Origin of the sequence: Shewanella pealeana ATCC 700345 (genome assembly GCF_000018285.1) — a bacterium.
GTDB lineage: Bacteria > Pseudomonadota > Gammaproteobacteria > Enterobacterales > Shewanellaceae > Shewanella > Shewanella pealeana.
Genome location: NC_009901.1, coordinates 1,073,248 through 1,098,181, shown reverse-complemented (window position 1 = coordinate 1,098,181; position 24,934 = coordinate 1,073,248). Strand labels below are relative to the sequence as shown.

Genomic DNA, 24,934 nt, shown 5'->3' with positions numbered 1-24,934 from the left:
CAAATATAAAACCTGTATTTAAATTATTGATATCGGTCACAGGCGAGCAAGGTTCTCACGCCAGTGTTCATCTAGAGTCGCTTTAATATTCAATCCCTTAAGAAACTAGCCCGAGCAAAAGCAGCGTCTATCTAGCATGGGCAGACTTAGCAAATGTCAATTTAGTGACAACGTCAACAAACCGCCTTAACCATTGTTTTTTAAGGTTTATTTTCTTGGCTTGTTGATTTTGATATCAAAAGCACTCAAGATGTGTCCAAACTGCATGGAGTGTTAACAAAATGAAGAGTTGGTTACTGTCAAGTTGCGTGTTACTGGGTTTATCGGCCTGCGGAGGGTCTGGGGATTCAGGAGCCGACGATAATGGTGGCGTCACCCCACCCACGGTTCAAGCACCAAGTGTAGAACTTGGCGATGGGATTACGACATGGAACGATAAGCTAATAACTTTAACTGCCGAGGTTAAGGTGTACGCATCCGGCAACTCAACATTTGAATGGCACCAAGTGTCGGGACCAGAGGTATCATTATCAAACGTCAGCCTTGACGGCGTGACTATCGATGCTAGCGCACTCGAACATGACGCTAGCATTACCCTCAGTCTAATGGTCAAAGATAGCAGCAATCAAACTGCTAGCGATCAAATAAGCATCCAGCTCAATGACAGAATTAGCACGGCAATGGCAAACGGCGACGCCAGTATTGCAACCGACCTCTCGCCACAAATTGCCAAGCGAGCCCTAAATCATATCGAGCAATACCGCCTAGATGGCAAGACACTGCTAGAAAGTATCTACAAAAACGATACCGTTGAATATGATCAAGGGCGTCATTCACAGATGATCCAACTTGCTGGGGCCGAACACGCTTACCCGCAGAATAAAGCCTACGCTATAGTCACAGGTAATAAAGGCCTAACTTTTGCTGCCACCAACGATAAAGCAGGCCAACGTAATGCCGCCTTTGGTACCGATATTATCTCTAGTATGCAACAGGGTCATAATGCCAGTTTCGAGCCTAGTTTCAAGCGACTACTCGGCTGGATGTTAGCGCAAGATCAAACAGCCCTTGCAGAGCCTAAGCAGATAAGACTGTTTTTGATGAGTGGTAATACCGTTAATCGCATCAATAGCTGGATTGAGCTGCATTATCCCAATTGGCAGGTCGAAACCTGCAGCGATGAAGCAACACTCTCAAGCTGTTTGGCCGAGGCGCAATTAGTGCTCACCGGATCATCAGAGCTATTTACAATCGAGACTGTTGCACCACTTATCGCCCAAATACAAGCTGACAAACAGCCTATTTTATATCTGCATCTCCACAGCTGGAATAGCGTACCATTAACGCAAACCGTGCTTAACCCTATGGGCTTTAGCATGCAAGGTCCTGGCGGTCCTGGGAACTACTTCGCTCAAGACAAGGCCGACTGGTCCTCTGTGACGGCGATGCTTGATAGCTACAGTGCGCTAGATAAAGAACAGCTATGGTTAACACTTTTTGATAGCGAGCGAGTCGACTTTAACCTTGCTAACTGCGCCAGCAGTTGTGATGCCAAATTTAACGATGTCTATCGTCCAGCTCTTGCGACTATCCGTAGTAACATTCAAGCTCTAGAAACCAATAAGCTCGATATCTTTAATCAAGCCGATTACTCTTTGTATAAGTTGCTAATTATTCTCGGTGATAACTACCGCCAGCAGATCCAGTACCCTATGGATGTGGCGACAACCGACAGCTTAAGCTACCTCAAAGCCTATTTCGCCGACCATAGCGTGTATAACTTCCGTGATATTAACGCCGTACCAAAAGACTTAGGCAACTTTAGTCGCACTGACTTTAGCCATATTACCGCCGTCGACCAAGATGTGAGTTTGGTGAGTAAAAAAGGCTTTCGCTCAGCAGGCGTGTACGCCCTCCCAGGCCAAACCGTGAGTGTGACGAGAAAGGACAATAGCGAGTTACGCACTTGGGTGTTTATCAACACGCTACGCTCTGGCTCAACCCATGAGTTTGCAAGCGGAGGCTATAACCGCCCTAAACTTTTGCAATCGACTCATATCGAAGTCAAAGCTGGTGAAACCATTAAGTTTACCAGTCCCTATGGCGGCCCGATGCAAGTCCGCTTTGACCAAACTGATCTGGCGACACAATTTAGCTTTCAGCAGGTTGGGCAGCATCCGTACTGGCGTAAAGGCATGGACGGCAATCAGTTTATGCAAGACTTAGCGGCCAATCAGTATGACTGGGCTGAACTTGCAAGCGAACATTTTGAGGTGCACTCTAAGATCGATAAGATGCAGGCCACCATGGAGCATGAGCCACTTTGGAATACCCCCGAGAAAATGGCAGCCGCGATCATGACTCAGGTACATAACTACCCACATCTGTTAGCAGGATTTAAGGGGCCGTTTATCGATGAGGTTGCAGAGATCACCGAGTTTGCAGCCAGTCAAGGCTGGCAAGTCGATAGCATAGATACTGTTAAGCATATGAATGCCGACCAAGCCACCTGTGGTTATGGCTGCTCAGGCAACCCTTACGATGCATACTGGTCATTTAGCCCAACAAGCCATGGTGACATTCATGAGCTCGGCCATGGCCTTGAAAAAGGACGTTTGCGCTTCGATGGCCATGACGGTCACTCTTCAACTAACCCATATTCTTACTACACCAAGTCGCGTGCCTATACAGAGCTTGGCAAGTTACCCTCTTGCCAAGGGTTAGATATCAACGATGAGTTCGCCGTACTGCAAGCAAGTATGAATCAAGCCGATCCGTTCGCTTACATGCAAGCCGCGAAACTAACCAGCTGGTCGAACGGTATGGCCACCATGCTACAGATGATGGTTGCCGCGCAGAAACATAGCGCGCTCGAAAACGGTTGGCATCTTCTCGCTAGGCTGCACATATTACTACGCGAGTTTGAGCGCGCTAAAGGCTCGGAAGAACTCTGGCTTCAGAAACGTGAGCAGCTAGGTTTCAGTCTATTCTCTCTCGATGCCGCCAAGAACATCTCCAATAATGACTTCTTGATGGTAGCTATGAGCTACGCCACTAAACTGGATTATCGCGAGCTGTATCAAATGTGGGGCTTAACTACGACGCCATTGGCAAAAGAGCAGCTTGCTAGCTTTAACTTCACAGTTATCGACAGAAAAGTCTACGTCTACAATCCGGGGGATTATTGCTTAAGCTTAGATCTGCAGGCAGTTGCCGTAGACGGTCAGCAAGCATGGCCGCTATAAACATCGCTAATCCACCAGCTATTGGATAAGTCGCAATAATCACGACAAGAAAAGCCACCTAATACCAATCCATGATATTAGGTGGCTTATTAATTTATCGCCTTTTACTGGTAGCAGTTTTCAGCCCTGAACGATTAAAAGCATTCTATTTAAGTCATCTATTCACGTAATTGAAATAGGGATCCGGCGTCGACCAAAATGCTGCGGCGGACCATCGAAGCGGCCGGGCACTTGACTGCCACAATAGTCACATCGACCACGATTATCTAAGTGATACTCACCCAATTCATACCAATCCCTACCTACCAGCAATTTTTTACAGTTAGCGCAGTAACTGCTGCCGCCACTGGGATCATGAATATTGCCGGTATAGACAAAATTTAATCCTTGATTGATGGCTATCTCTCTTGCCCGTATCAAGGTTGAGGACGGGGTGACAGGTTTATCCATCATATGAAAATCTGGGTGAAAAGCGCTGAAATGCAGAGGTACATCTGAGCCTAAGTTATCACTTATCCAGCGACACTGGCGCTCTAGCTCTTTGCTGGAATCATTTTCTCCGGGGATCAGTAAGGTCGTTAGCTCAAACCAGACCTGAGTTTCATGGCGCAGATAGAGCAAGGTATCGAGTACATCACTTAAGTGGCCACCGCAGATCTTATGATAAAACCCCTCAGTGAAGCCTTTAAGATCGACATTGGCTGCGTCCATAAACTTAAAGAACTCGACTCTCGGCTTTGGGCAGATATAACCTGCAGTTACTGCGACCGCCTTGATCCCGAGTTTATGGCAGGCCTTTGCGACATCGATGGCATATTCATGAAAGATAACCGGGTCGTTATAGGTAAAGGCAACGCTCTTGCAACCCATGCGTTTAGCGGCAGATGCCAAATCTTCGGGCATTGCTTGTGCGCCTAAGATATCGAATTCTCTGGACTTACTGATATCCCAATTTTGGCAAAACTTACAGCTAAGGTTGCAACCAGCGGTGCCAAATGAGAGCACCGAGCTGCCGGGATAAAAGTGGTTTAGGGGCTTTTTCTCTATAGGATCAATACAGAAGCCGCTGGAGCGCCCATAACTGGTAAGCTTTATCTGATTATCGATATTTTGCCGGATAAAACAGACTCCACGCTTTCCTTCTCTGAGCTGGCAATGCCTAGGGCAAAGGTCGCACTGTACTCGACCATCATCGAGTCTATGCCAATACTGCGTTTGTACCGTAAATGTATCGGCTTGACTGCTTGATTCGACTCCGTGAGCTGCTGTCATGACTAGGCCTTATGGACATTACCTCAGTGTTCTATACTTAAAGCCTAGTTTAAAATCTTGGGCTAATCAGTCTATGTTTGCTTCAGTTCGGCCTGCAGCCGTTGCCGGCCTCTTCTATCCCGCCTCAGCCGATGAGTTAAAGGCGGCACTTGATGGCTATCTGACGCAGGCCAGCTCTATCCTAGCTAGAAAAACAGACTGCCAAAATAGCCAAGATGAAAGCTACCCCTCACCTAAGGTGCTTATCGTGCCCCACGCGGGCTATCTCTATTCAGGCCAAGTCGCCGCTTATGCTTACGCCCTAATTCAGCCGCTGGCCGATACAATCAAGAAGGTGCTACTAATTGGCCCCGCCCATCGGGTTTACCTGCAGGGAGGCGCACTGCCTCTAAGCCGATATTTTGAAACGCCTCTAGGTCAGATACCTATTGCTCCCGACAGCGTTGAGATATTAGGCTGTCAGCAATGCATTTGCATCTCAGAACTAGCCCACCAGCAAGAACACAGCCTCGAAGTACAACTGCCCTTTCTGCAACATTTTCTCAAGGAGTTTGAGTTGCTCCCATTGCTAATCGGCGAGAGTGAGCCGAAAGAGATGGCTCTACTGTTAGAGCAGGTATGGGGAGGTAATGAGACCTTAATTGTGGTGAGTACAGACTTAAGCCATTTTCATCAATATGATGAAGCACTTCGACTCGATAGAGTCACCTGTCAAAAAATTTTAGCTGGGCAAGGTACTATTCTCTCCGAGCAAGCCTGTGGCTGTTCAAGCCTCAACGCGCTACTTCCACTTCTTAAGCGCCATCAACTACGCCTCACTCAGTTGAGCTACCAGAACTCAGGCGATACTGCTGGAGACAAAAATCGAGTGGTGGGCTATGCCAGCTTTGCCAGCTTTGCCAGCCGTTAAACTGACTATTGCCGAAAAGCGCCAACTGCTGAGTTTGGCCCGCATTACACTAACTAAGGCACTTGTGCCCCAGCAGAACTTGGAAGTAAGCCAAGCCCCGCTCGATGACACACTTAATCGACTTAAATTGGGTTGTTTCGTAACTCTTACCCTAGAAGGGGAGCTAAAAGGCTGCATGGGCTGTATAGAGGGAGAGCGCACTCTCACAGAATTGATCCCCGCATTGGCGAGCAGTAGTGCATTTAGCGATAGACGTTTTCTCCCCCTAGTTGAATCACAACTTAAACCCCTTTGCATCGAGATCTCACTGCTTTCACAAATGAGTCCCATAGAAGTAAAAGATCAAATGCAATTACAAACCTATCTGCAAGGCTCATCCCTCGGCCTAGTGTTGAAGGAGGGAGATAGAAAGGCTGTTTTTTTACCTCAAGTTTGGCAACAACTACCTGAAGCAAAAGACTTTATCGAGGCGCTCAAAGCTAAAGGAGGTTGGGGGAGAAACGAATGGCCTCCTAATATGCAAGTCGAGGTTTTTAGCGTGACTCAATTTAGTGAAGAAAAGCTGTAGCACCAAGGCCTTAAGTTTACATAAACTTAAAATTATATTAAATTTAACTCAACATCATTACCAGTGAGACTCTGAAAACCACTCTGTAATGATACCGAAAGTAAAGAATAGATAATCTAATTAAGGGAATGACGTCATGGATACCAACAAGCTATTACTGATTATTATCGCGATTCTATTACCCCCCGTGGCTGTGTTTTTAAAAAGCGGTGTCGGCAAAGACTTATTGATCAATGTTATTCTCTGTCTGCTCTTCTTCATCCCAGGTTTATTACACGCGTTATGGGTCGTGACGAAATAGGACCTAGCTAAAGAAAAGCCTAGCCTCAGAAGAACTAGGCTTTTGTATTTTTATCTGCCTTGCCTAGGATCTGGCTACACATAGCATTTTACCTGAGCAAAGACTCATTCAGAGTCGGGTGCAAATTATTTTAGTGCCTCGCCTGCTCTAGTTGCTGTTTAACTAACTCTATCATCGCCTTGGCCGCAAAAGAGAGGCTTTGCTGCTTACGCCAAAATAGCGACAACTCCCATCTTAAATCACTCGCCGCAAGGGGCACGTTCACCACCGCATCGACGCGATAACGTTCGGCGATAATCTGCGGCAACACCATGATCCCTGTGCCTGCAGCAACCAGCGCGATACCAAAATCAGCATGGCTTACTCGGGTAATTTCTGCGGGAACAAAACCAGCTTTATCACAAGCAGTTAAAATCAGCTCATAGAGGGCATATTCAGGCTCGAACATCACCTGCGCCAGAGATTGTAAGTCCTTAAGCTGCAACTCCTTATGTTCAGCTAGCCTATGAGTTTTAGGTACGACCACAACCATAGGATCATTGCGGATCCTAAGCCCATCGAACTCGCCGTCAAATGCGATGATCCCTGTCGCTAATTCAATCTCATTTTTCTGTAGCGCTAGGGTCTGCTCAACCCCGCCCCGCACTAACAGCTGCATATCCACTTTAGGATATTGCTGCCTAAATTTAGCGATAACAGGGGCAAATAACTCGGCGCTGCCTAATGGCGCCAAACCCAGCTTTAATGTGCCGCCAGTGAGGTTTTTTAGCGCCTCAAGTTCAGATAGCATGGATTGTCGCTGAGTCATCAACTGCTGTGCATGGCGATACACCAGCTCCCCTGCTGCAGTAAGCCTAATTTGAGTGCCTCGCTTTCCCCGCTCCAGCAGCACCATACCTAGCTCTTCCTCTAAGGCTTTAATCGCCTTAGAAAGCGCTGGCTGAGTTAGAAATACATTGCGACTGGCCTTAGCAAAACCGCCGGCATCGACCACTTGAGTAAAATAGTGCAGCGTCTTCAGATCCATTTAGATAACCATTACTTATAGATTCCATTCTTAATATTCATTTTTTTTATCAATTAGGCAAGCGTAAAATGACTGTCATTCAGCAATGACGCTAGATTGGAACTCATCATGGCAAGCCTTGCCACCCCATCTCGAATTAATCTCAAGCAAACGGCTCTGACTGCCGGACAGATAACTCTGCTATGCCTATTGGCTTGGGGTTGCCAGCTCTTAGCCAAGCAGCTCAACTCCCCCATTCCGGGCAGCGTTATCGGCCTTGGCATCTTGCTTCTGCTATTGGCCTGCAAATTGCTCCCCGAGACCAGTGTTAACTTAGGCTCCAGTTGGCTGATTGGCGATCTATTGCTTTTTTTCATTCCACCAGTGGTTGCCGTGATTAAATACCAAGACTTGCTTGAACACTATGGCGCCGTGCTTATTGGCTCCATGCTGGCCGCCAGCAGCTGTGTACTATTAGGCACTGCCTTTACCGTTGATAGACTGTTTAAGTTTGAACGTAAAAAGAATTTGAGAAAGCGCTTAGCCTCTTCTCAGGCGCAAGTTATTCCGCTACAGCGCGCCGATTTAGCGAGTGAACAGAGGAAGGCAGCATGAGCCACTCAGTGATAGGGCTATTCTGTTTAGCCTTAACCTTGGTCGGCTATTACGCCAGCAAGGCTCTATATCGTCGTCAACGAAAAGTCTGGTTTGCGCCAATTATTATTGCCCCAGTGATAATACTAAGCGTGGTCGTCAGCCTAAATATTACGGTAAGCGATTACTTCAGCTACACCCACTGGTTAGCCGCTATGTTAGCCCCGGCAACCATCGCCTTTGCTGTGCCTATTTATCGTGAAAGACAATTGATAAAGCAGTACCCTATCACCCTAAGCTTTGGGGTGATCACCGGCTTGTTATTAGGTATCGGCTCATCTTGGTTATTAACCCTGTGTACTAATATGCCGTCACAGATCTCCCACAGCTTGATGGTGCGCTCGGTCTCGACCCCCTTTGCCATCGAAGCCACAGGTGCCTTTGGTGGCGTCCCTGAACTTACCGCCATGCTAGTGCTGCTCACAGGCATTATGGGGATGGTAATTTGTGAACCACTATTTAAAGTGGCTAATATTCGCAGCTCTGTGGCCAAAGGCGTGGCATTAGGAGCATCGGCTCATGGCGCTGGCGCGGCTAAGGCCAGTGAAATAGGCAGACAAGAAGGGGTTATCGCCAGTCTGACCATGATATTTACCGGTATCGCTATGGTGTTAACTGCGCCACTGTTCGCAGCACTAATCAGATAGCCCTACTTATCTCGCTGCACTAGTCAAATCTCGCACCACTAATCAAATAGCTCTATTTATCTCGCTGCACTAATCAAATCTCGCAGCACTAATCAAATAGTCCGATTTATCTAGCTGCCAGATTAACAATGACTGGCAGCTATAAGCGAAATGAACAAGCCAAAGGCAAACCCTTAACCTAACCCTAAGCAACTTAAACATTTTTCATATCACTATATTGCTCCACTAATAGTCGTACACTCAGGAGCAAAACAGATTAATGAGTGTTACTGCAAATTATCGGTAAACCTTTGGCCACTGATGCGAGTAAGCCTTAACTCTATGCTTCATCTTCGTTGATTTTTAACTCGCCTCACCTCATTTTCATCTCTGTTTAAAACATGCTGCCGCAATAGATCTAATTAACGCTTTGGTGTTTACAGCCAAATTAGGTAAAGTATCTGCTGCAGTCACAAGCTTGCAGCGTTTTAGCAAACAATGACACTGTCAATACACCTAAAACCAACACAAGATTAAAACATACAAAATAACTATAAATAATTAGAACATTTGAAGGAAAGTTATGAGCGATTCGAACGATGCTTACGCAGATAACGACCTAAGGGAAGTTAAACAGCTGGGGATGTGGGCCTCTATCGCCAGCTTAAGTTATATATTCTGGATTGTCGGTGGCATGGAGCTGGTTGAGCGCATTGCCTACTACGGTGTGAAAGCCAGTGCCGGCCTCTATGCAAAAGCCCCAACATCTGAAGGTGGTTTAGGAATTAGCCTTAGCGATTACGGTATCATCATCGCTCTCTGGGCATTCATGCAGACCTTTATCCCTGTCTTTACCGGCGGGATCTCCGACCGTGTTGGGTATAAAGAAACCATCTTCGTCTCCACCATAATCAAGATTGCCGGCTATCTAGTGATGGCTTTCTTCCCTAGCTTTTACGGCTTCCTGTTCGGCGCCATACTGCTTGCAGGTGGTACCGGGGTATTTAAACCGGGGATCCAAGGCACCTTAGTCCTCTCCACAGGCAGACAAAACACCTCGATGGCATGGGGCATATTCTACCAAGTGGTCAATATTGGTGGTTTCCTAGGTCCGCTCGTGGCCGTGCATATGCGTCAGCTTTCTTGGGATAATGTCTTCTATGCTTGTGCGGCGATTATTTCGCTTAACTTCCTATTTTTGCTTGCCTATAAAGAGCCTGGTAAAGAAGAGCGTATGGAGCGCAACCGTAAGATTAAGGCTGGAGAGATCCACCAAGAAGCATTGTGGCGTGATGCGTTAAACGAGCTGAAAAAGCCAGTTGTTATCTACTACATGCTAGTTTTTGCCGGATTCTGGTTCCTGTTTAACTCGTTATTTGACGTATTACCTATTCATATTGCCGAGTGGGTCGATACCAGCGTGATTGTTACCTCGTTATTTGGTCCTGAGGGTACCTCAAATGGTATGTTCCAGTTCTGGCTAGGCCTCGATAATACCGGAACCAAGGTCATGCCTGAAGGCATGCTTAACCTTAACGCTGGTATGATCATGACGAGCTGCTTCTTGGTGGCCGCATTAACTGCAAAGTACCGTATTACTACGGCTATGCTAGGTGGTTGCTTACTTAGTATTTTCGCTTTCGTATTAATTGGCGCAACAAATACCGCATGGATGATGGTGTTAGCGATTGCCATGTTCTCTTTCGGCGAGATGATGATCAGCCCAAAGAAAAACGAGTTTATGGGTAACATTGCTCCAGAAGGTAAGAAGGCAATGTACTTAGGCTTCGTGATGTTGCCACAGGGGATAGGCTGGACACTCGAAGGTTACTTCGGCCCTAAATTGTATGAGATGTACGCCTCTAAAGAGATTTTTTCTCTTGAGCTATTAGCCCAGCGAGGCATGAGCTCAACTGAGATCAGTGCCATTCCACAAGGCGAAGCTTTTACCACCCTAGTCGCTTATACCGGTGAACCAGCTCAAGAGCTAACGACCTTACTGTACAATAGCCATAACATCGGCATGGCTTGGTACATCATTGCGGCTATCGGCACCATATCGGCCGTAGGTATTTATCTATACGGCAAGTGGTTATTTAAGCTACAACAGCGCTAAATTAATTAGACGCTCACAATTACAGATACAAAAAAGCTGACCTTAGTAGGTCAGCTTTTTTTTCGCTTCATTTACACATTATCGGAGATAAATAGTGATAATTGGTGGGTAACTTAAGCGGCTTGTTTTTCTGCTGCTGGCTCGTATGCTGCAACTGCAACAGGACCAACTGGTAAAATAACGCGACCAAACTCAGCGTTCAATACTTGTGCCATAGCAAAGTAAATCGCGCTTAAACCACAGAAAATACCTTCGTAGCCAGCGATAGTGCCGATCAACTCACTACCTGTGAAATCACGCGCAGCAAGTAGGAAGAATAGAATCGTTAACGATGCAAACACAACTTGCTTAGCACGTGGGTAACGTAGTGAACCAACAAAAAGAGCAGCAGTAAACATGCCCCATAGTAGCAAGTACCAACCCATGAAAGTGGCTGGGCTTGCAGCAAAGCCCATCTTAGGCATAACCAACAGGCCTACTAGGGTTAGCCAGAATAAACCGTAAGAAGTAAATGCAGTTGTACCGAAAGTATCACCACGCTTAAAGCACATGATACCAACGATAACCTGAGCGATACCGCCGTAGAAAATTCCCATTGCCAAAATCATAGAGTCAATTGGGAAAAAACCTGCGTTATGGATGTTTAGTAAGACAGTTGTCATACCGAATCCCATTAGACCTAATGGAGCAGGATTAGCTAGTTGTGTAGACATTGAGTTCCCCTACAGGAAGTATTCACTAACAAATGCACCCTATTACAAAGCGCATTATTAAATTAAGTTAATTTGAGCGCGCGCATTCTAGTGGAAGCATTGCAGCCGAGCAAATCAGGTAACTGACACAGGAAAAATTTTTAGACGGGGAGAAAAAACAACATATTCGAAAATAATCAATATGTTATCTACGGGTAAACCTTATTATGACTCACAACCAAACAAAGAGTGACACACGTCACGCCAATTGACAGATTTGATACATGCAACACGCTTCGTTAGATTTGGCACATTAGCAGCTGATGAAATTGGCTCTGTAAAAGTGTCGAAAAATTGCACCAGCTCACAAACTAATAAATTGGTTCTTTTTTATCAAATTTCGTCTCAATCGAGCCAATCTTTCCGTTTTCAACCATGAGAACTGAAAGTTTAATAACACAAAACACTGTAAAACGTCGTTTTGAGAAACGAAATTCCTCATACATAGCTCAGTTACAACTCGCTATTCAGTCACTGCGTTCAGCTAAGGCTAGCGCCACTCGTTAGGCTATTTGGATCTCTGTCATCGATAAGTCTCGGCTCTGCCCCACAGCCAATTGTGGATCCAGCTCGATAGCACCAACCGATAGTCTGTGTAGGCCTATAACCGGGTTTCGAAAACGACCAAACATCCGCTTAATTTGGTGATAGCGCCCTTCGACTAAGGTCACCAAGGCCGTATGTTCATCGACAATTTCAAGTTTGGCCGGTTGAGTGGTGATATCCTCGAACGCAAAGTACATTCCACCAGCAAATGCAGCAATATAGGATTCATCGATAGGGTTTTTCAATGTCACCCTATACACCTTGCCCACCTTATGATCCGGCGACATCAACTTCTTCGACCAGCGACCATCGTTGGTGAGTAACAGTAATCCCGAGGTATTCAAATCTAATCGTCCGACTATATGCAGACTGTGTTTATCGTCCCGCTCAAGTAGGTCGATAACCGTCCTATGCTTGTCGTCCACTGTGGCACTGACCACACCGACTGGTTTATAGAGCATTACATAACTTGGCGCATTGGCTTGTAAGACCTTGCCGTCTAAGCAAACATGGGAGAACTCATCGATGATCTGGTCTATATCTCGGGCCACTTCACCATCCACCAACACTTGGCCTTTGGCGAGTAGCAATCTGACATGTTTTTTATTGATGCCGGTTTTTGCACTGATAAACCTATCTAAGCGCGCACGTTTTGATTCCATGACTTATTGACCGCTCGCTTTATTGCTAGGCAGCACTTTATAGGCGCAACGCCGCGCACCTTCGATAATATGCTCTTCACGACTTACCGTGGCGTCCTCTTGCAGCAGGTTTTGAAATAGCTGCAATTCAGAGCGGCAAAAGTTAAGGCATGCCGATGCCGCGGCGCAGATTGGGCAATGATTCTCTAGTAGCCAATAGTATCTATCAGTTTGCTCTACCGTCGCCATATAACCCTCCTCTGTACGTAACTGAGCCAAGATCTGTAATTTAGCCACCAAGGTATCAGCGCCGATTAACGCATCACGATAAAGTGTTAACGACGCCTGTTCACGATGAGCAATAAGCTGCTCTAAGCCACCATCACCAAAGACCGTCTTAACAGAGTCGATTAACTGCACCGTTAGTTCTTCATGTCGATCAGAGAAATGACTATTACTTTGCGCAGTGAGTGCCCAGTAACGTGTGGGTCTACCACGAGTCGCCTTTCTATCCTCAAAAACCACATCACGGCACTCTTCTAGGCCTTGTAAATGCTGGCGCACCCCCATAGTGGTAAGCCCCAGCTCTGTGGCAATCGACTTAGCGGTCAACCCCCCTTGAGTTTTTAACATCTGCAAAATCTTATCGCTGGTTTTCATCTAATTTCCTACAGCTGATACCTATTGGTCACCGAACCATTATTGCTAAATCAAAACTTAAGTAAACTTTTTTCTTTACTTTAGCTTTACTTTGTTTGGTAAAGCGATTACTTTACTTAAGACTTAAATAAACAAAAAGGTTTACTTAAATGGAATTAATCATCGTAAGTGCTAGCCAGAGAAGCCCGTCACAAAGTGCAAAGGTTGCGCGTTATCTTAGTGAACGAGTTGAGGGTTTTAGCAAGGTCAATCACATCGAGCTCTGCCAGTACAACTTACCTTTTTGGGACGGGTCTGCCGATTCTAAGTCGGCAGATGACAGCCGCTGGCCCTTGATTGCTCAGCAGCTTAGAAACGCCGACGCACTGGTATTAATTACTCCTGAATGGGGAGGCATGGCTTCGCCATTAATGAAGAACTTTTTATTGATGTGTGACAACCAAGATACCGCCCATAAGCCAGCACTTCTGGTGGCGGTTGTTAGCGGGATCAGTGGCGCCTACCCTATCGCCGAATTGAGAATGAATGCCTTGAAGAACAATAAGCTTGTGGCAACACCCGATCACTTGATCATTCGCAATGTGGAAGAGGTGCTTAACCATAACGATCCCGATGATGAGCGAGAATTACATTTACGCCAGCGTATAGACTACAGTTTGCATATGCTAGAGCAATATAGTGAAGCCTTAAAAGCGATCCGTTATCGGCACCAAAACCAACCTTTTCCAAAACAGCAAGAATATAGCTACGGCATGTAATACCAATCAATCCAATCGTTATTTCAATTACAAGGAGTTTGTCATGATGCGTTTAGAACACTTAAATTTGGTTGTCAGAGATATCCCTAAAGCACTCGAGTTTTATCGAGCTATCTTTCCCCATTGGCAGGTTAGAGGTGGCGGAAAATCGACTTGGCATGGTGTGGAGCGTAACTGGGTCCACTTTGGTGATGACTACCAGTACCTAACATTCAACGATGATGGCGATGCTGACAATCGCGACTTGACTGGCCATCAAGTCGGCATGGCACATTTTGCTTTTGTCACCGATGACCTAGATGGTGTCATCGCTCGTTTGGCACAAATCGGTCGAGACATAGATAAACCTGGCGCCGAAGATCCTTTTAGACGCAACGTGTACTTTATTGACCCCGATGGTTATGAGGTCGAGTTTGTCGAATACCTGACTGATATCCCAACACTTCGTAATCGCTACGATTAAAAGTATGCTGACTTAGTTTAAAAACAAAGATATATCGCTGAACATGAGCCTGATCAACTCATTCGTCTTATCCAGCGGTTCGGCACAAGCGGTATTAACCAGCGCAATAGTGACCAAGGCCAACGTGGCACGAAACTGCTTGCCCTTTCGGCTTCTATAGCGGCTATCATGGCCCTACAACCCGTTTGCGTATCGACGATAAAGGGAACCTTTGCCACATGCTCATTAATTTCACTACGAATAAACCCAGGATGAATACAACTGACCTTAATCGGCGTATGCATCACATCGATACGAATGCCTTCCGTTAACGAGGTTACCGCCGCCTTCGAGGCCGCATAAACCGTCATCGCTCGTCTAAAGCCCCTCACCGCACTCACTGAAGATATTGTGACTAAGTGACCAGAATTCTGTTCACGAAAAATGGCCATTGCCGCTTCAGCTTGTGCCAATAGAGCGACAAAATTGGTTTCAGCAGTTTGCTTGTTAGCCTCAAAATGTCCAGTGCCAATAGATGCGCCCTTCCCCATTCCCGCATTGAGAATAATTCTATCTAGCTGTCCAAACTCAGACTTAAACTCATTAAACACCGCAAAAACAGCTTGATGCTGATTCACATCGAGTGCTTTGACCGAAACCTTAATATTGGGATTTAACTGCAGTAACTCTTGCTTGAGAACTTCTAAACGTTCGACTCGCCGTGCACATAGCGCTAGGTCTCGCCCCTTCTTGGCAAACTCGATGGCCATGCCTTTACCTAGGCCTGAACTTGCGCCAGTGATTAATATCCTTTGACGGTTTGTCATCATCTCCCCTTAACACTGTTACCATCCCTAGCCAATATCTAACCTACTGCTCAGAGGTGAGAATGTAAACCTAGAGGGCTTAGACAATACTGAGGTGACTCTTCAAATATGACTTGTGAATACCATTGTTGAAAAGTCACTTTTGAAACGAGTCAGCTCAAGTAGATAGCGAGTACGAATAAACCAATATAGAAAACAAACCCAAGCAGAAAAGGCTTGTCCGTTTCTGATCGGCCTCGCACTCTTGGCCTTGATAGAAACCTTGTTGGAGACAGGGAATAGTTAATTCTTCCAAAGCTAAATAAATACAGCAGTAGCGCTCCGGTGAAATAGAATATAAAAGAGAGCACAAAGTCCCAGATAATCCAAAAAAGTAATTCAGCAGCCAATGCAAACATCACGCTCTCCTTAGCAGTTAACCCTTACTCACGACGCCATTTTTAGTAGAAATAGAATAAACCCGCCATATCCCATCACTCTGAGACAGAACATGATGGCCAATGTCTTTGAACCTGCCATGGATTGGCATAAGGCAAACTCAGTTTGCATCTCGATTAGATCGAATAGCTCCCAACTGCTATTCTCGTCATGCTCACACTGGAGACTTGAGTTCACAGTCTTACTTTGTGGCTTATTCTTGCATGCTTGCATCTTGCACCTCCCTATAGCGCCCTTTCCCTATAGCGTAAAACCATACCCATGACCGAAGTTAATGTCAGGTTAATGATTGTTAATAACAATGAGAGGAATTTTCGATTAATAAATTTCGTTGAAATAATTTGGATGAGATCTTCGAGGGGCAGCGCTGAATCAATAACTTATAATTCTGTAGATCTGAATGCACTTACAAACCTTGCTTTAAGCGTGAATTAGTATTAGCAAACCTGTGTGTTTATCGGGTTATAGGCTAAGTTTACAGGATTAGGGACAAGCGTTAATGGCAAGGGAGTGCAAGGCTAACGGAGCACTCCCCATGATTGCGTACCATCACACACTGACGGTTATCGATAATGATTCACCGGCACAATTTGCACTGCATAAGGCATTACAACTCGCTAAGAAGACTCATTCTAAAGTCACCGCCTTAAAAATCGATCATCCCAACGGTAACTTATTAACTAGGCTTGGGCTCATCCCAAATAATGCCCTTGACCCTATGCTGTTTGTAAAAAAGCTTTTAGCAAAATACCAACGTCAAGGTGTTGAGGTTGAGATCAAAAATATTGAGAAAACCAAAGACCATGTTGCGCTTATCAAGGAAACAAAGGCAGGTAATTACGATTTAATCATGATTAACAATCAACATCGCAGTGCAATCCTGAACGAATTTATTCCTAGTTGTGAAGCGCACTTACTGCGAGATTGTGAGCTTCCCATCATGATAGTGGGCAACAAAAGTTGGCAAAGACACGGACATATCCTCACCGCACTAGAAACCTCTAACTCCCAGATTGAACACAGTAAATTAAATCAGTGTTTACTCGATGATAGCCAGCAGCTGGCTTCTTTGTTAGATAACGATATTCACTTAGTTAACTGTTACCAAACCGAAAACTGGAGTATGTCAGTAGAAAGGAGGAAAGATTTAATCACAGATGAAGAGCAAAAAAAGCAACACTGGGCACGATTACTCAATAGTGCAAAAAGCTATCATTTAGCCGATGACCATCTGCATCTTGAACAAGGGTTACCGGATCATGTCATCCCTTCAGTTGCAAACCAATGTGACGCAAATCTCTTAATCATTGGTGCCGGTGAGCATCATGGGGTAATCAGCGACTTAAAAGGCCACACCTCTTGTGCGATAGTCGATGAGCTCAAATGTGATATTTTAGCCATCAAGCCACAGCTACACTAATGTCCTAGGAATGCCCCACTAATGCCGCCAACCAAGCCGCAATAGGGAAGACCTCAATCTCGTTCTGATAGGTTTTTAGCGACTATTTCTGAGTCCTTTTGTGCCCAAAAATCGACCCTAAACTGAGTATCATGGGTGAGAAGCTCTACTTTATGCCAATATTGAGGTGGTGAGATGCCAGTTTCACCGGTTTTAATGACCACTTCTTGTTCCACATCTCCACGCCTATCTTTAAATCCATAAAACTTAAGTTCGCCATTTAATACATGAATTTGGCCGTACACGCCCGCTTTAGTGTTATGCAGATGAAGAAACATCTTGGGTACTGTATGTTCCTCAAATACCGGTGTGGATTTATAATTAACGTAATCTGTCGGGATCTTAGCCATAGTTTAGCCTCGTTTATTAAAGAGTAATTAATCCGATTTAAGCTCAAGTTAAGCGACTATCAGCAAACTAAACACTATAATCAGCCGCACTAACACCAATATTCACTCGCAAGCCCTTGCGAGTAATAATGAGAAACAATGAACCAACAATACAGCTACACCACACAATACACATTAGACAAGAGCCATTTTAGCGAGTGCTACGATGAATCTGTTGTGGTCGACAAAACCATACGCGCTTACCGCAAGGCCATTATCTTTAGCATCGTAGGTATCGCCTTACTGCTAACCAATATCAATGGCTATGCCTCGTGGTTCATCATAGCCCTAGGTGCTCTCGAAGCCCTAAGTGTCTACTTTAGAAAACCATGGTGGCTGATGCGCCAGATGATGAGCAAAGCCGCAAATAACGAAGTGACCTTAACCATAGATGAGTCAGGCATAACTAATGACTCATTCTATGTTCAAGGTACTATATTGTGGCAAGACATCAACAGCATCACCTCCACAGAGCAAGGTTTCTTAATCAAGCACGCCAAGGGAACCAGTTATCTGTCTAAGCGCAGCCTGGATAAGCAAGCCACTGAGTTTGTTTCAAGCAAGATGTCAGAGACAAATGACTAATCTCTAACATTAGCCATCAGAAATGCGTCAATATATTCGCCATCACGAAAAGCATATTCACGCATTTCTCCCTCAATCACAAAACCATGCTTTTTATACAGGCTAACGGCTAAGTGATTGTCGGTATACACTTCGAGTTCTATCCGCCGCACCGCAAGCCAGTTTTGTGCCAATGACACCATGGCTTCGAGCAGAGCCGAAGCGATGCCTATGCCTCTGTATGACTCATGCACGGCCATACCGATATTAGCAACATGCTTACGCCTTGGGTTAGTAAATACTTCCATCCCAATCTGGCCGACAACCTCACCCTCCCTGACGGCAACTAAGCTGTAGAAGTTCTCAGGCAGGTTCATCAAACGTTTCTGCCAAAGCTGTAAAGACGGAAAAGGGTGCTGCAAGGTTGCGCTATAGCAACTCGGCTGACTATACAGTTGGCAAATACCATCAATATCGCCATCTAAGCTGTGACGAATATCTATATCTACCAAAATTGTTTTGCCCATCTCTAGAGGGATCCGCTCTCCAGTCATTACACTCTCCTTTTTCAGCATGGCGTTACTATAGTGTCAACTTTCGCTAAAATAGCTTATATGTCAATAAATAAGCGCACTTTAACAATTAATTATAACTTTCCTGCCTCATCAACAAACATCAAAATAGACTATTTTTCGAACTGTATCAGTTTGCAACAACTTTCCTATCAAACATGCTGCATATTGGAATAGATGATACTCTATAGCTTCATTTGTTAATTTTGTAATCAAGAGTCAATGTTTTAGATGCCATACTTTTTAGCGCTTCTGCTTACTATCAGCTTATATTCCACAGCCGTGTTCGCAAATGCTCCAGCAAGCTGTGATAACAATACAGACTGCATCGAAGTCGGTCGTTGGGATCTGGGCTTTAGCTTAGGCTATGGCAATAAATCTAACCCGCTTAAAGACTATAAAGATATCCCTATTTATGTAGTGCCAACCCTTGCCTATTATGGCAATAGCTGGTTTTTTGATAATGGTAATATCGGTTACACCTTGGCCGAAGGTGAGAATTACACGGTCAATATGGTGACGACTTTTAGCCATGACAGCGCCTTCTTCCACCGTTGGGACCCTTCAAATATTTTCCTGCTCAGTGGTAGCGGCAACCAAAGTGCGACATCCTCGATTGGAGCCACCATGTCAACCAAATCGATAGTCGAGCCCGTTATTGGCGAACTGGAAAATCGAAACTTTACATATCTTGGCGGAGACGAGGCTTTTATTTACACCCGATTTGGTATAGTGCACGCAAGCGTCGCTCATGATATTTTAGATGTTCATGGTGGCCTAGAGTCTAAATTGAAGTGGTTCTATAACATTCCTTTAGATAAATGGAATTTCGAATTTGCTGCAGTGTTAGACTGGAAGAGTGATGAGGTTGTTGATTACTACTACGGCGTAAGACCAAGTGAAAGCCTCTACTGGAACCAAGCATATCAAGCGGAGTCGGCATTGAATAAGAGCATCGAATTTACGGGCCAGTATGTATTAACCGAAAACTGGAATTTGCTCTTAGTTGCGCGTTACACAGATATCGCTGACGCAATAGTCGATAGCCCACTTGTAGATAAAGATTACACAAGCACCTATTTTGTTGGCGCAGCGTATAGGTTCTAAGCGAGTGTTTTCAAAATTAAAACTGATACTTTGTTGGATGCTTCTAGGCTCAATTGTGAGTGCATCTGCTGCTGCAATAGATAACGCAGAGGCTTTAGAGCCGAGCCTCAAACTGTCCCCTGAGATCTGTATCACATCGGAAGATGGCCAGTCCTGTGATATTGAAGTCACTTTAGAATGGCAATTGTTAACAAATCAAACAGTTTGCATCATTTCCGATTACAATGAATTAAAAAAATGGTGTAGTCCCTCACCAGATATTCACTCTTTAACCATTAATATCAGAGCAGATCGTGATATTCAGTTTGTGATGATAGACAAAGATACCCACGAGACACTTGCAGGTGTAAAATTAAAAGTTACACCCGCTTCTTCGCCTCAAGTTAGGCGACGATATCGCAACCCATGGAGCTTATTCTAATGACCAACTCTCAATCTACGCATAGAGTTTTGTTAGTTGAAGATGATATTCGTTTGGCCAATTTGATTGTCGATTTCCTAAAATCACATGGCATGCACGTCGAAGTAGAGCGTAGAGGCGACACAGTTTTAACCCGCCTAATAAACTATAAGCCTGACATTATTTTGCTTGATATCATGTTGCCAGGCATGGACGGTTTAACCCTATGTGAAAAGCTACCAGACTACTTTGCCGGCCCTATCCTGTTAATGAGCGCCCTAGGTTCAAATGAAGACCAGATTAAGGGCTTAGAGTTAGGCGCAGATGATTATGTCGTTAAGCCTGTCGATCCCGCTTTATTAGTTGCGCGTATCAATAATTTATTACGCCGACAAGCAAAGCCCGCACAAGTAGAGTCCCACTGCCTCAGCTTTGGTAAATTGAGCATAGATCCGCACACTCAAGCCATTCGTTTGGGTGAAACAGAGGTCGATCTAACTAGTCACGAATTTGAACTACTATGGCTGCTTGCATCACAGGCAGGACAAGTAATGAGTCGTCAGTATATCTATCAATACCTGCTCAATATCGATTTTGATGGTAAGGATAGAAAGATTGATGTGCGTATCTCTCGTCTAAGAAAGAAACTTGGCGATAATATTGAAACGCCATTTAGAATTAAGACGGTATGGGGCCAAGGTTACCTATTCGCACCAGAAGCATGGAATAACTAAACCAGCGCATTCATAGAGATGAAACGTCTTTTTATTAGCCTCTATCTTCTGCTCAGCCTTGGCTTTTTAGGCATCGGCTGGACTCTGGATAATTTGTGGCAAAACAATGTTGACGAAAAAGGTGCACTCGATGCACCTTTAGTCGCTTTAGCGCAAGTATTAGCGGCCCTCCCTCCAGCCGAACGTCAGGCGATGCTAGATTCCATCGAAGCCGACCCGGACTTTGCTCTTACCCTACTCGATTCTGATCAGGTGGCATTTTCAAGCGAACAACTCGTTCAAGCCAATAAAGTGATTGCGACCCCCTATGATATCAACCACGAGCTGCAATTTGTGGCTGTGGGTGAGCAAGTTTTAATGGCTGGCCCTATAGCGATTGACCCTGCAGCCAGTTTAAGAAATATCTACAATATCTTTTTCTATCTGTTGCTAGCGTTTATTGCACTCATTTGGGTCTGGCCATTATCTAAAGATCTTAAAACCTTACGTAAGGCCACCAAGGAGTTTGGCCAAGCCAATTGGAACACTCGAATAAAGTTACCCAAACGCTCGCAAGTATTGCCGTTAGCAAATACCTTTAACGATATGGCTGCTCATATCAGTGCGCTTATCGAAAATCAGAAGCATCTCTCTAATGCCGTTTCACACGAAATCCGCACCCCATTAGCGCGGCTTAAATTCGCCTTAGCCCTATTACCTCAGTACTGTCAGCCAAATTCTGATGAGGCAAATCGTCAGCGCTTTTTAGATGAGATGAAGCTCGATATCAAAGAGATGGAAAACCTGCTACAAGAGTTACTCACATATGCCAGTCTCGAGACTCAGAGGGAGTCACTCAACTTTGAGCGCTGTGATTTAAACAGCCTAGTCGCACAAACGATAAGACGACTCCAAAGCCACAATCCGACTCCTATCGTGCTCGATAAACCAGAGGAAACGATCTACCTAATCGCCGAGCCATCGCTGGTCGAGCGTGCACTACAGAATCTCATCACTAACGCTCAAAGGTTCTCGACTGACGATATTAAAGTCAAAATATCTCAAGATACAGACGGGATAAGGCTGTCAGTTACCGATCACGGTGAGGGGATTTTAGAGGAAGATCAGAGCAAGATATTTGAGCCATTTTATCGCAGTAGCAGCAGTAAAAATGGTAATAAGGGTCACGGCTTAGGCTTAGCAATAATCAAGCGGATCATGGACAGACACCATGCCGAGGTCAGTTTACAAAGCCGGCCTGGCTTTACTCAATTTACCTTATTCTGGCCTAAGACAAAGGAAGATTAATCTAGCTTAAACTCCTCTAGATTGTCATGTGTCTCTGCCGTTAATTCATCGCCAAATTCAAGACTGGTATTGGCTTGCGCCCTTGCATCTAATAATTGCGCCTTCTTAGCTTTTAATATTGCAAGCTGACGCCTTCGCTTACGCTGCTTGCATAAGCGAATCACATCATATTTTTGCGCATCGGAAAACTCGAGCCAATTAAAGCGCTCGTTTCGATTACGCAAACACCCTTTACAGTAGCCTCTTGCATCACTCTGGCAAACGCCGATACAGGGGCTGGGGATTTCAAAAAACTCTAACTGCTCCATTACTTAAACATATACTAATTTGACAATGAATGGCTAAAATAAATACAGTGATAACTATTAATATTCACTCAGTGCAGCGAAACACAGCCCTTTCATCGCACTTCAGACATAGAGATAACAACAATATGAAGATACAGCCAAGAGGCCTTTTATTCAGCCTAGTTTTGATACCGCTAGTATTACTTGTCGCTTGTAGCTCTAGTCCTAAAAATGATTACGACCTCAATTATGACTTTTCCAGTTTAAAGAGTTTTTCACAGCTCGAACCAAGCAAGAACAGCGACCCATTGAGCGCCAATAGAATTCAGCAGGCAATAGCCAATTCACTCACTCGCCAAGGCTTTGCAGCTCAAGCTGAGAATGGCGATTTTACTGTAGCCTACGGTTTTAAGGTTGAAAATAAACCCAAAGATTCAGGTTTCACTATTGGCTTAGGCACAGGCTCTTGGGGCAGCTCTGGCGGAGCAAGTATCGGCACCAGTGTCGATGTGCCTGTTGGCAGTGATACTGCCAAAATCCAAACCATACAGATAGATATTATCGATCCAAAAACTAATCAGCTGATCTGGCGCGGTACAGATAAGTTCAATTTCGACGATGGTGGCGAAGCTAAGGCAGAAGAAACCAAGGCGACAGTCGCTAAGATCTTGGCACAATTCCCGCCTAAACGAGAAAGGTAAACAATCACGATAAACCGAACCTCGCTCGTTCGGTTCATCACACTATTACCTCAGAGAATTATGGAAACTCGAGCGACTTTCCTAGGCTTAACCCATTGATAAAATGCTATTGATGAGCATTAACCGTACGCCCCTCAGCCCATTGCCTTAAGGCTTGCAACTTCTCTCGCATGACCACTGACAGTGGCCGCGTCTTCATCAGCTCCTCAAGCAGCGCGCTCTGATCCACCTCTCGCTCTAACGCCTTTGCCGTATATATGGCAGAGATCACCGCCTGCTCGATTTCGGCACCAGAGAAACCCTGACTCAGTTTAGCAAGTTGAGCTAACTCAAACTGCGTTGGTTCAAGCTGACGTCGCTGAATATGAATAAGAAAAATAGCTTGGCGGATATTGGCATCGGGCAGGTCGACAAAGAAGATTTCATCCATACGCCCCTTACGCATCAGTTCTGGTGGTAATGCACTGATATCATTGGCAGTAGCGACCAGAAATACATCTGATTTTCGCTCCGACATCCAAGTTAAAATGGTACCTAAAATTCGCTGTGAGGTGCCATCGTCACCACTACCACTACCACTACTCAGACCTTTTTCTATTTCATCTATCCAGAGCACACATGGCGCCATCAAATCTGCAAGTTCCAATGCCTTACGCAGGTTCTTTTCTGTTTCACCTATGTATTTATTATAAAGCGCAGACATATCCATCTTCAGCAGTGGTCTTTGCCACATGCCAGCTACCGCCTTTGCTGCTAGACTCTTACCGCTACCTTGCACGCCAAGTAATAAGATCCCTTTAGGTTTATCTTCGAGTATTTGTGTATGCGCTGATGGCGTTCTATGGCTCAGCCATTGCTTAAGATTATGTAAACCCGCCACCTGAGAAAAGTCACTGGTATCATACTCAAACTGCAATACCCCCTGCATATCTAGCAGCTCAAACTTACCACGGTTAATACTGTCGATATCGGAGTGAGTAATCGCCCCATCATCGACTATCGCCTTATGGGCTAAGCGCCTCGCATCGTCAAAGGTCACCCCTCTTAAGTTTTCAGCCAGTTTTGCCACGGCTTCATCATCGACATTCAGCATCATGCCCTCGCTGCGGACTTTGTCGATTTGTTCGTAGATGAGGTTTAAAAGTTGAGCGGTATTGGGGAGTGACAGTCTAAAGTGTGCACAATAATGTTTGATTTCAGGAGGGATAGTAAACTCATGACTCACTAGCACTATGGTATGTTTTAACGCTTCGTATTCAAGAGCTATCTCTTTCAGTAAGCGTACATTTTTAGGTGCGTCCTCAACAAATGGGTGGAAATCGCATAAAACATAAATGCCTTGCTCCTTGGTCGATTTTATCTGCCCAAGAATATCACCAGGTTCACAGTTAAACTTCTGTCGCCCCAAGCCACTATCGACTCGCATCAACCCCTGAGTCACACTCCAACTAAACAGCGGTTGATATAGGATATTAGAGACTTTTCTAAGTAATTCGATCACCCGATACTCCTCATAGGTCTCTATGACGATAATAGGCGTGTTGGAGCGCAGTACAGCACTAAGGTCTTGAATATCTTGCATGTTAATCCTTGAACAGATATCGGATGCTAATGGCTTTAGCATATTACCCAAAAGAAAAGGGACGCTAAGGTCCCTTTATATCAAGTGCAG

At 45.0% G+C, this 24,934-nt stretch carries 27 protein-coding genes; 16 read left to right on the top strand and 11 right to left on the bottom strand.

Annotation, left to right across the window (positions count from 1 at the left end):
• The first annotated feature begins 281 nt into the window (after positions 1-281).
• Positions 282-3,245 carry an ImpA family metalloprotease gene (locus tag SPEA_RS04710; protein ID WP_012154160.1) on the top strand — a complete coding sequence of 988 codons (2,964 nt, stop codon included), beginning with the start codon at positions 282-284 and terminating at the stop codon, positions 3,243-3,245.
• A gap of 162 nt (positions 3,246-3,407) precedes the next feature.
• On the opposite strand, the gene amrS is transcribed toward SPEA_RS04710, so the two are convergent.
• Positions 3,408-4,517 (bottom strand): AmmeMemoRadiSam system radical SAM enzyme, encoded by a 1,110-nt coding sequence (gene amrS / locus SPEA_RS04705; RefSeq protein WP_012154159.1) that lies wholly within the window; start codon positions 4,515-4,517, stop codon positions 3,408-3,410.
• Between the two features lie 73 nt (positions 4,518-4,590).
• Between amrS and amrB the strand changes: the two genes are divergently transcribed.
• The 3 genes from amrB to SPEA_RS22635 all read left to right on the top strand — a co-directional run bounded on the left by amrB (position 4,591) and on the right by SPEA_RS22635 (position 6,296).
• Entirely contained in the window at positions 4,591-5,427 is an 837-nt protein-coding gene (amrB, locus tag SPEA_RS04700; RefSeq protein WP_012154158.1) for an AmmeMemoRadiSam system protein B, read from the top strand.
• Positions 5,396-5,995: an AmmeMemoRadiSam system protein A gene (gene amrA, locus SPEA_RS04695; RefSeq protein ID WP_012154157.1), complete on the top strand. Its 600-nt coding sequence runs from the start codon at positions 5,396-5,398 to the stop codon at positions 5,993-5,995. The genes amrB and amrA overlap by 32 nt, the downstream gene beginning before the upstream one ends.
• Positions 5,996-6,131: 136 nt before the next feature.
• A complete protein-coding gene (locus SPEA_RS22635; RefSeq protein WP_012154156.1) occupies positions 6,132-6,296 on the top strand; it encodes a YqaE/Pmp3 family membrane protein in 165 nt (54 codons plus the stop codon).
• 130 nt (positions 6,297-6,426) lie between these two features.
• On the opposite strand, the gene SPEA_RS04685 is transcribed toward SPEA_RS22635, so the two are convergent.
• The gene (locus SPEA_RS04685) at positions 6,427-7,323 is read right to left on the bottom strand and encodes a LysR family transcriptional regulator (RefSeq protein ID WP_012154155.1); all 897 of its coding nucleotides are present in this window, start codon (positions 7,321-7,323) and stop codon (positions 6,427-6,429) included.
• 108 nt (positions 7,324-7,431) lie between these two features.
• On the opposite strand from SPEA_RS04685, the gene SPEA_RS04680 reads away from it, so the two are divergent.
• The 3 genes from SPEA_RS04680 to SPEA_RS04670 all read left to right on the top strand — a co-directional run bounded on the left by SPEA_RS04680 (position 7,432) and on the right by SPEA_RS04670 (position 10,698).
• Entirely contained in the window at positions 7,432-7,917 is a 486-nt protein-coding gene (locus tag SPEA_RS04680; protein ID WP_012154154.1) for a CidA/LrgA family protein, read from the top strand.
• Positions 7,914-8,603, top strand: coding sequence for an LrgB family protein (locus tag SPEA_RS04675; protein WP_012154153.1), 690 nt, complete (start codon positions 7,914-7,916; stop codon positions 8,601-8,603). The genes SPEA_RS04680 and SPEA_RS04675 overlap by 4 nt, the downstream gene beginning before the upstream one ends.
• Positions 8,604-9,165: 562 nt before the next feature.
• Positions 9,166-10,698 (top strand): MFS transporter, encoded by a 1,533-nt coding sequence (locus SPEA_RS04670; RefSeq protein WP_012154152.1) that lies wholly within the window; start codon positions 9,166-9,168, stop codon positions 10,696-10,698.
• Positions 10,699-10,811: 113 nt separating this feature from the next.
• On the opposite strand, the gene SPEA_RS04665 is transcribed toward SPEA_RS04670, so the two are convergent.
• From SPEA_RS04665 to SPEA_RS04655, 3 genes are all read right to left on the bottom strand, one after another.
• On the bottom strand, positions 10,812-11,411 hold the full coding sequence (locus SPEA_RS04665; protein ID WP_012154151.1) for an acetate uptake transporter: 600 nt from the start codon (positions 11,409-11,411) through the stop codon (positions 10,812-10,814).
• 542 nt (positions 11,412-11,953) lie between these two features.
• A complete protein-coding gene (locus SPEA_RS04660; protein WP_012154150.1) occupies positions 11,954-12,658 on the bottom strand; it encodes a pseudouridine synthase in 705 nt (234 codons plus the stop codon).
• 3 nt (positions 12,659-12,661) lie between these two features.
• Positions 12,662-13,297, bottom strand: a complete 636-nt coding sequence (locus tag SPEA_RS04655) for a helix-turn-helix transcriptional regulator (protein WP_012154149.1) — start codon at positions 13,295-13,297, stop codon at positions 12,662-12,664.
• Between the two features lie 149 nt (positions 13,298-13,446).
• Here SPEA_RS04655 and SPEA_RS04650 point away from each other — a divergent pair, with 149 nt between their 5' ends.
• Both SPEA_RS04650 and SPEA_RS04645 read left to right on the top strand, forming a co-directional pair.
• Positions 13,447-14,055, top strand: a complete 609-nt coding sequence (locus SPEA_RS04650) for an NAD(P)H-dependent oxidoreductase (protein WP_012154148.1) — start codon at positions 13,447-13,449, stop codon at positions 14,053-14,055.
• A 43-nt stretch (positions 14,056-14,098) separates the two neighbouring features.
• On the top strand, positions 14,099-14,518 hold the full coding sequence (locus SPEA_RS04645; RefSeq protein WP_012154147.1) for a VOC family protein: 420 nt from the start codon (positions 14,099-14,101) through the stop codon (positions 14,516-14,518).
• A gap of 53 nt (positions 14,519-14,571) precedes the next feature.
• On the opposite strand, the gene SPEA_RS04640 is transcribed toward SPEA_RS04645, so the two are convergent.
• Both SPEA_RS04640 and SPEA_RS04630 read right to left on the bottom strand, forming a co-directional pair.
• The gene (locus SPEA_RS04640; RefSeq protein WP_012154146.1) at positions 14,572-15,324 is read right to left on the bottom strand and encodes an SDR family oxidoreductase; all 753 of its coding nucleotides are present in this window, start codon (positions 15,322-15,324) and stop codon (positions 14,572-14,574) included.
• A gap of 426 nt (positions 15,325-15,750) precedes the next feature.
• Entirely contained in the window at positions 15,751-15,975 is a 225-nt protein-coding gene (locus SPEA_RS04630) for a hypothetical protein (protein WP_041410845.1), read from the bottom strand.
• Between the two features lie 322 nt (positions 15,976-16,297).
• On the opposite strand from SPEA_RS04630, the gene SPEA_RS04625 reads away from it, so the two are divergent.
• A complete protein-coding gene (locus SPEA_RS04625) occupies positions 16,298-17,182 on the top strand; it encodes a universal stress protein (RefSeq protein ID WP_012154145.1) in 885 nt (294 codons plus the stop codon).
• A 53-nt stretch (positions 17,183-17,235) separates the two neighbouring features.
• Here SPEA_RS04625 and SPEA_RS04620 read toward each other — a convergent pair whose 3' ends face one another.
• Positions 17,236-17,571, bottom strand: coding sequence for a TehB family protein (locus tag SPEA_RS04620; protein ID WP_012154144.1), 336 nt, complete (start codon positions 17,569-17,571; stop codon positions 17,236-17,238).
• A 138-nt stretch (positions 17,572-17,709) separates the two neighbouring features.
• Here SPEA_RS04620 and SPEA_RS04615 point away from each other — a divergent pair, with 138 nt between their 5' ends.
• Positions 17,710-18,195 (top strand): YcxB family protein, encoded by a 486-nt coding sequence (locus SPEA_RS04615; protein WP_012154143.1) that lies wholly within the window; start codon positions 17,710-17,712, stop codon positions 18,193-18,195.
• Here the strand turns inward: SPEA_RS04615 and SPEA_RS04610 are convergent.
• A complete protein-coding gene (locus SPEA_RS04610; protein WP_012154142.1) occupies positions 18,192-18,728 on the bottom strand; it encodes a GNAT family N-acetyltransferase in 537 nt (178 codons plus the stop codon). The two genes, SPEA_RS04615 and SPEA_RS04610, sit on opposite strands and share 4 nt — an antisense overlap.
• A 249-nt stretch (positions 18,729-18,977) precedes the next feature.
• Here SPEA_RS04610 and SPEA_RS04605 point away from each other — a divergent pair, with 249 nt between their 5' ends.
• The 4 genes from SPEA_RS04605 to SPEA_RS04590 are packed head-to-tail and all read left to right on the top strand — an operon-like array spanning position 18,978 to position 22,274.
• The gene (locus SPEA_RS04605) at positions 18,978-19,853 is read left to right on the top strand and encodes a MipA/OmpV family protein (RefSeq protein WP_012154141.1); all 876 of its coding nucleotides are present in this window, start codon (positions 18,978-18,980) and stop codon (positions 19,851-19,853) included.
• Between the two features lie 37 nt (positions 19,854-19,890).
• Positions 19,891-20,274, top strand: coding sequence for a DUF3019 domain-containing protein (locus SPEA_RS04600; RefSeq protein ID WP_012154140.1), 384 nt, complete (start codon positions 19,891-19,893; stop codon positions 20,272-20,274).
• On the top strand, positions 20,274-20,987 hold the full coding sequence (locus tag SPEA_RS04595; RefSeq protein WP_012154139.1) for a response regulator: 714 nt from the start codon (positions 20,274-20,276) through the stop codon (positions 20,985-20,987). The genes SPEA_RS04600 and SPEA_RS04595 overlap by 1 nt, the downstream gene beginning before the upstream one ends.
• Before the next feature lie 18 nt (positions 20,988-21,005).
• Positions 21,006-22,274, top strand: coding sequence for an ATP-binding protein (locus SPEA_RS04590; protein ID WP_012154138.1), 1,269 nt, complete (start codon positions 21,006-21,008; stop codon positions 22,272-22,274).
• Here SPEA_RS04590 and SPEA_RS04585 read toward each other — a convergent pair.
• On the bottom strand, positions 22,271-22,582 hold the full coding sequence (locus SPEA_RS04585; protein ID WP_012154137.1) for a DUF1289 domain-containing protein: 312 nt from the start codon (positions 22,580-22,582) through the stop codon (positions 22,271-22,273). The two genes, SPEA_RS04590 and SPEA_RS04585, sit on opposite strands and share 4 nt — an antisense overlap.
• A 125-nt stretch (positions 22,583-22,707) precedes the next feature.
• Here SPEA_RS04585 and SPEA_RS04580 point away from each other — a divergent pair, with 125 nt between their 5' ends.
• On the top strand, positions 22,708-23,262 hold the full coding sequence (locus SPEA_RS04580; RefSeq protein WP_012154136.1) for a DUF4136 domain-containing protein: 555 nt from the start codon (positions 22,708-22,710) through the stop codon (positions 23,260-23,262).
• 106 nt (positions 23,263-23,368) lie between these two features.
• Here the strand turns inward: SPEA_RS04580 and SPEA_RS04575 are convergent, their stop codons facing one another.
• A complete protein-coding gene (locus tag SPEA_RS04575) occupies positions 23,369-24,844 on the bottom strand; it encodes an AAA family ATPase (RefSeq protein WP_012154135.1) in 1,476 nt (491 codons plus the stop codon).
• Between the last annotated feature and the right edge of the window lie 90 nt (positions 24,845-24,934).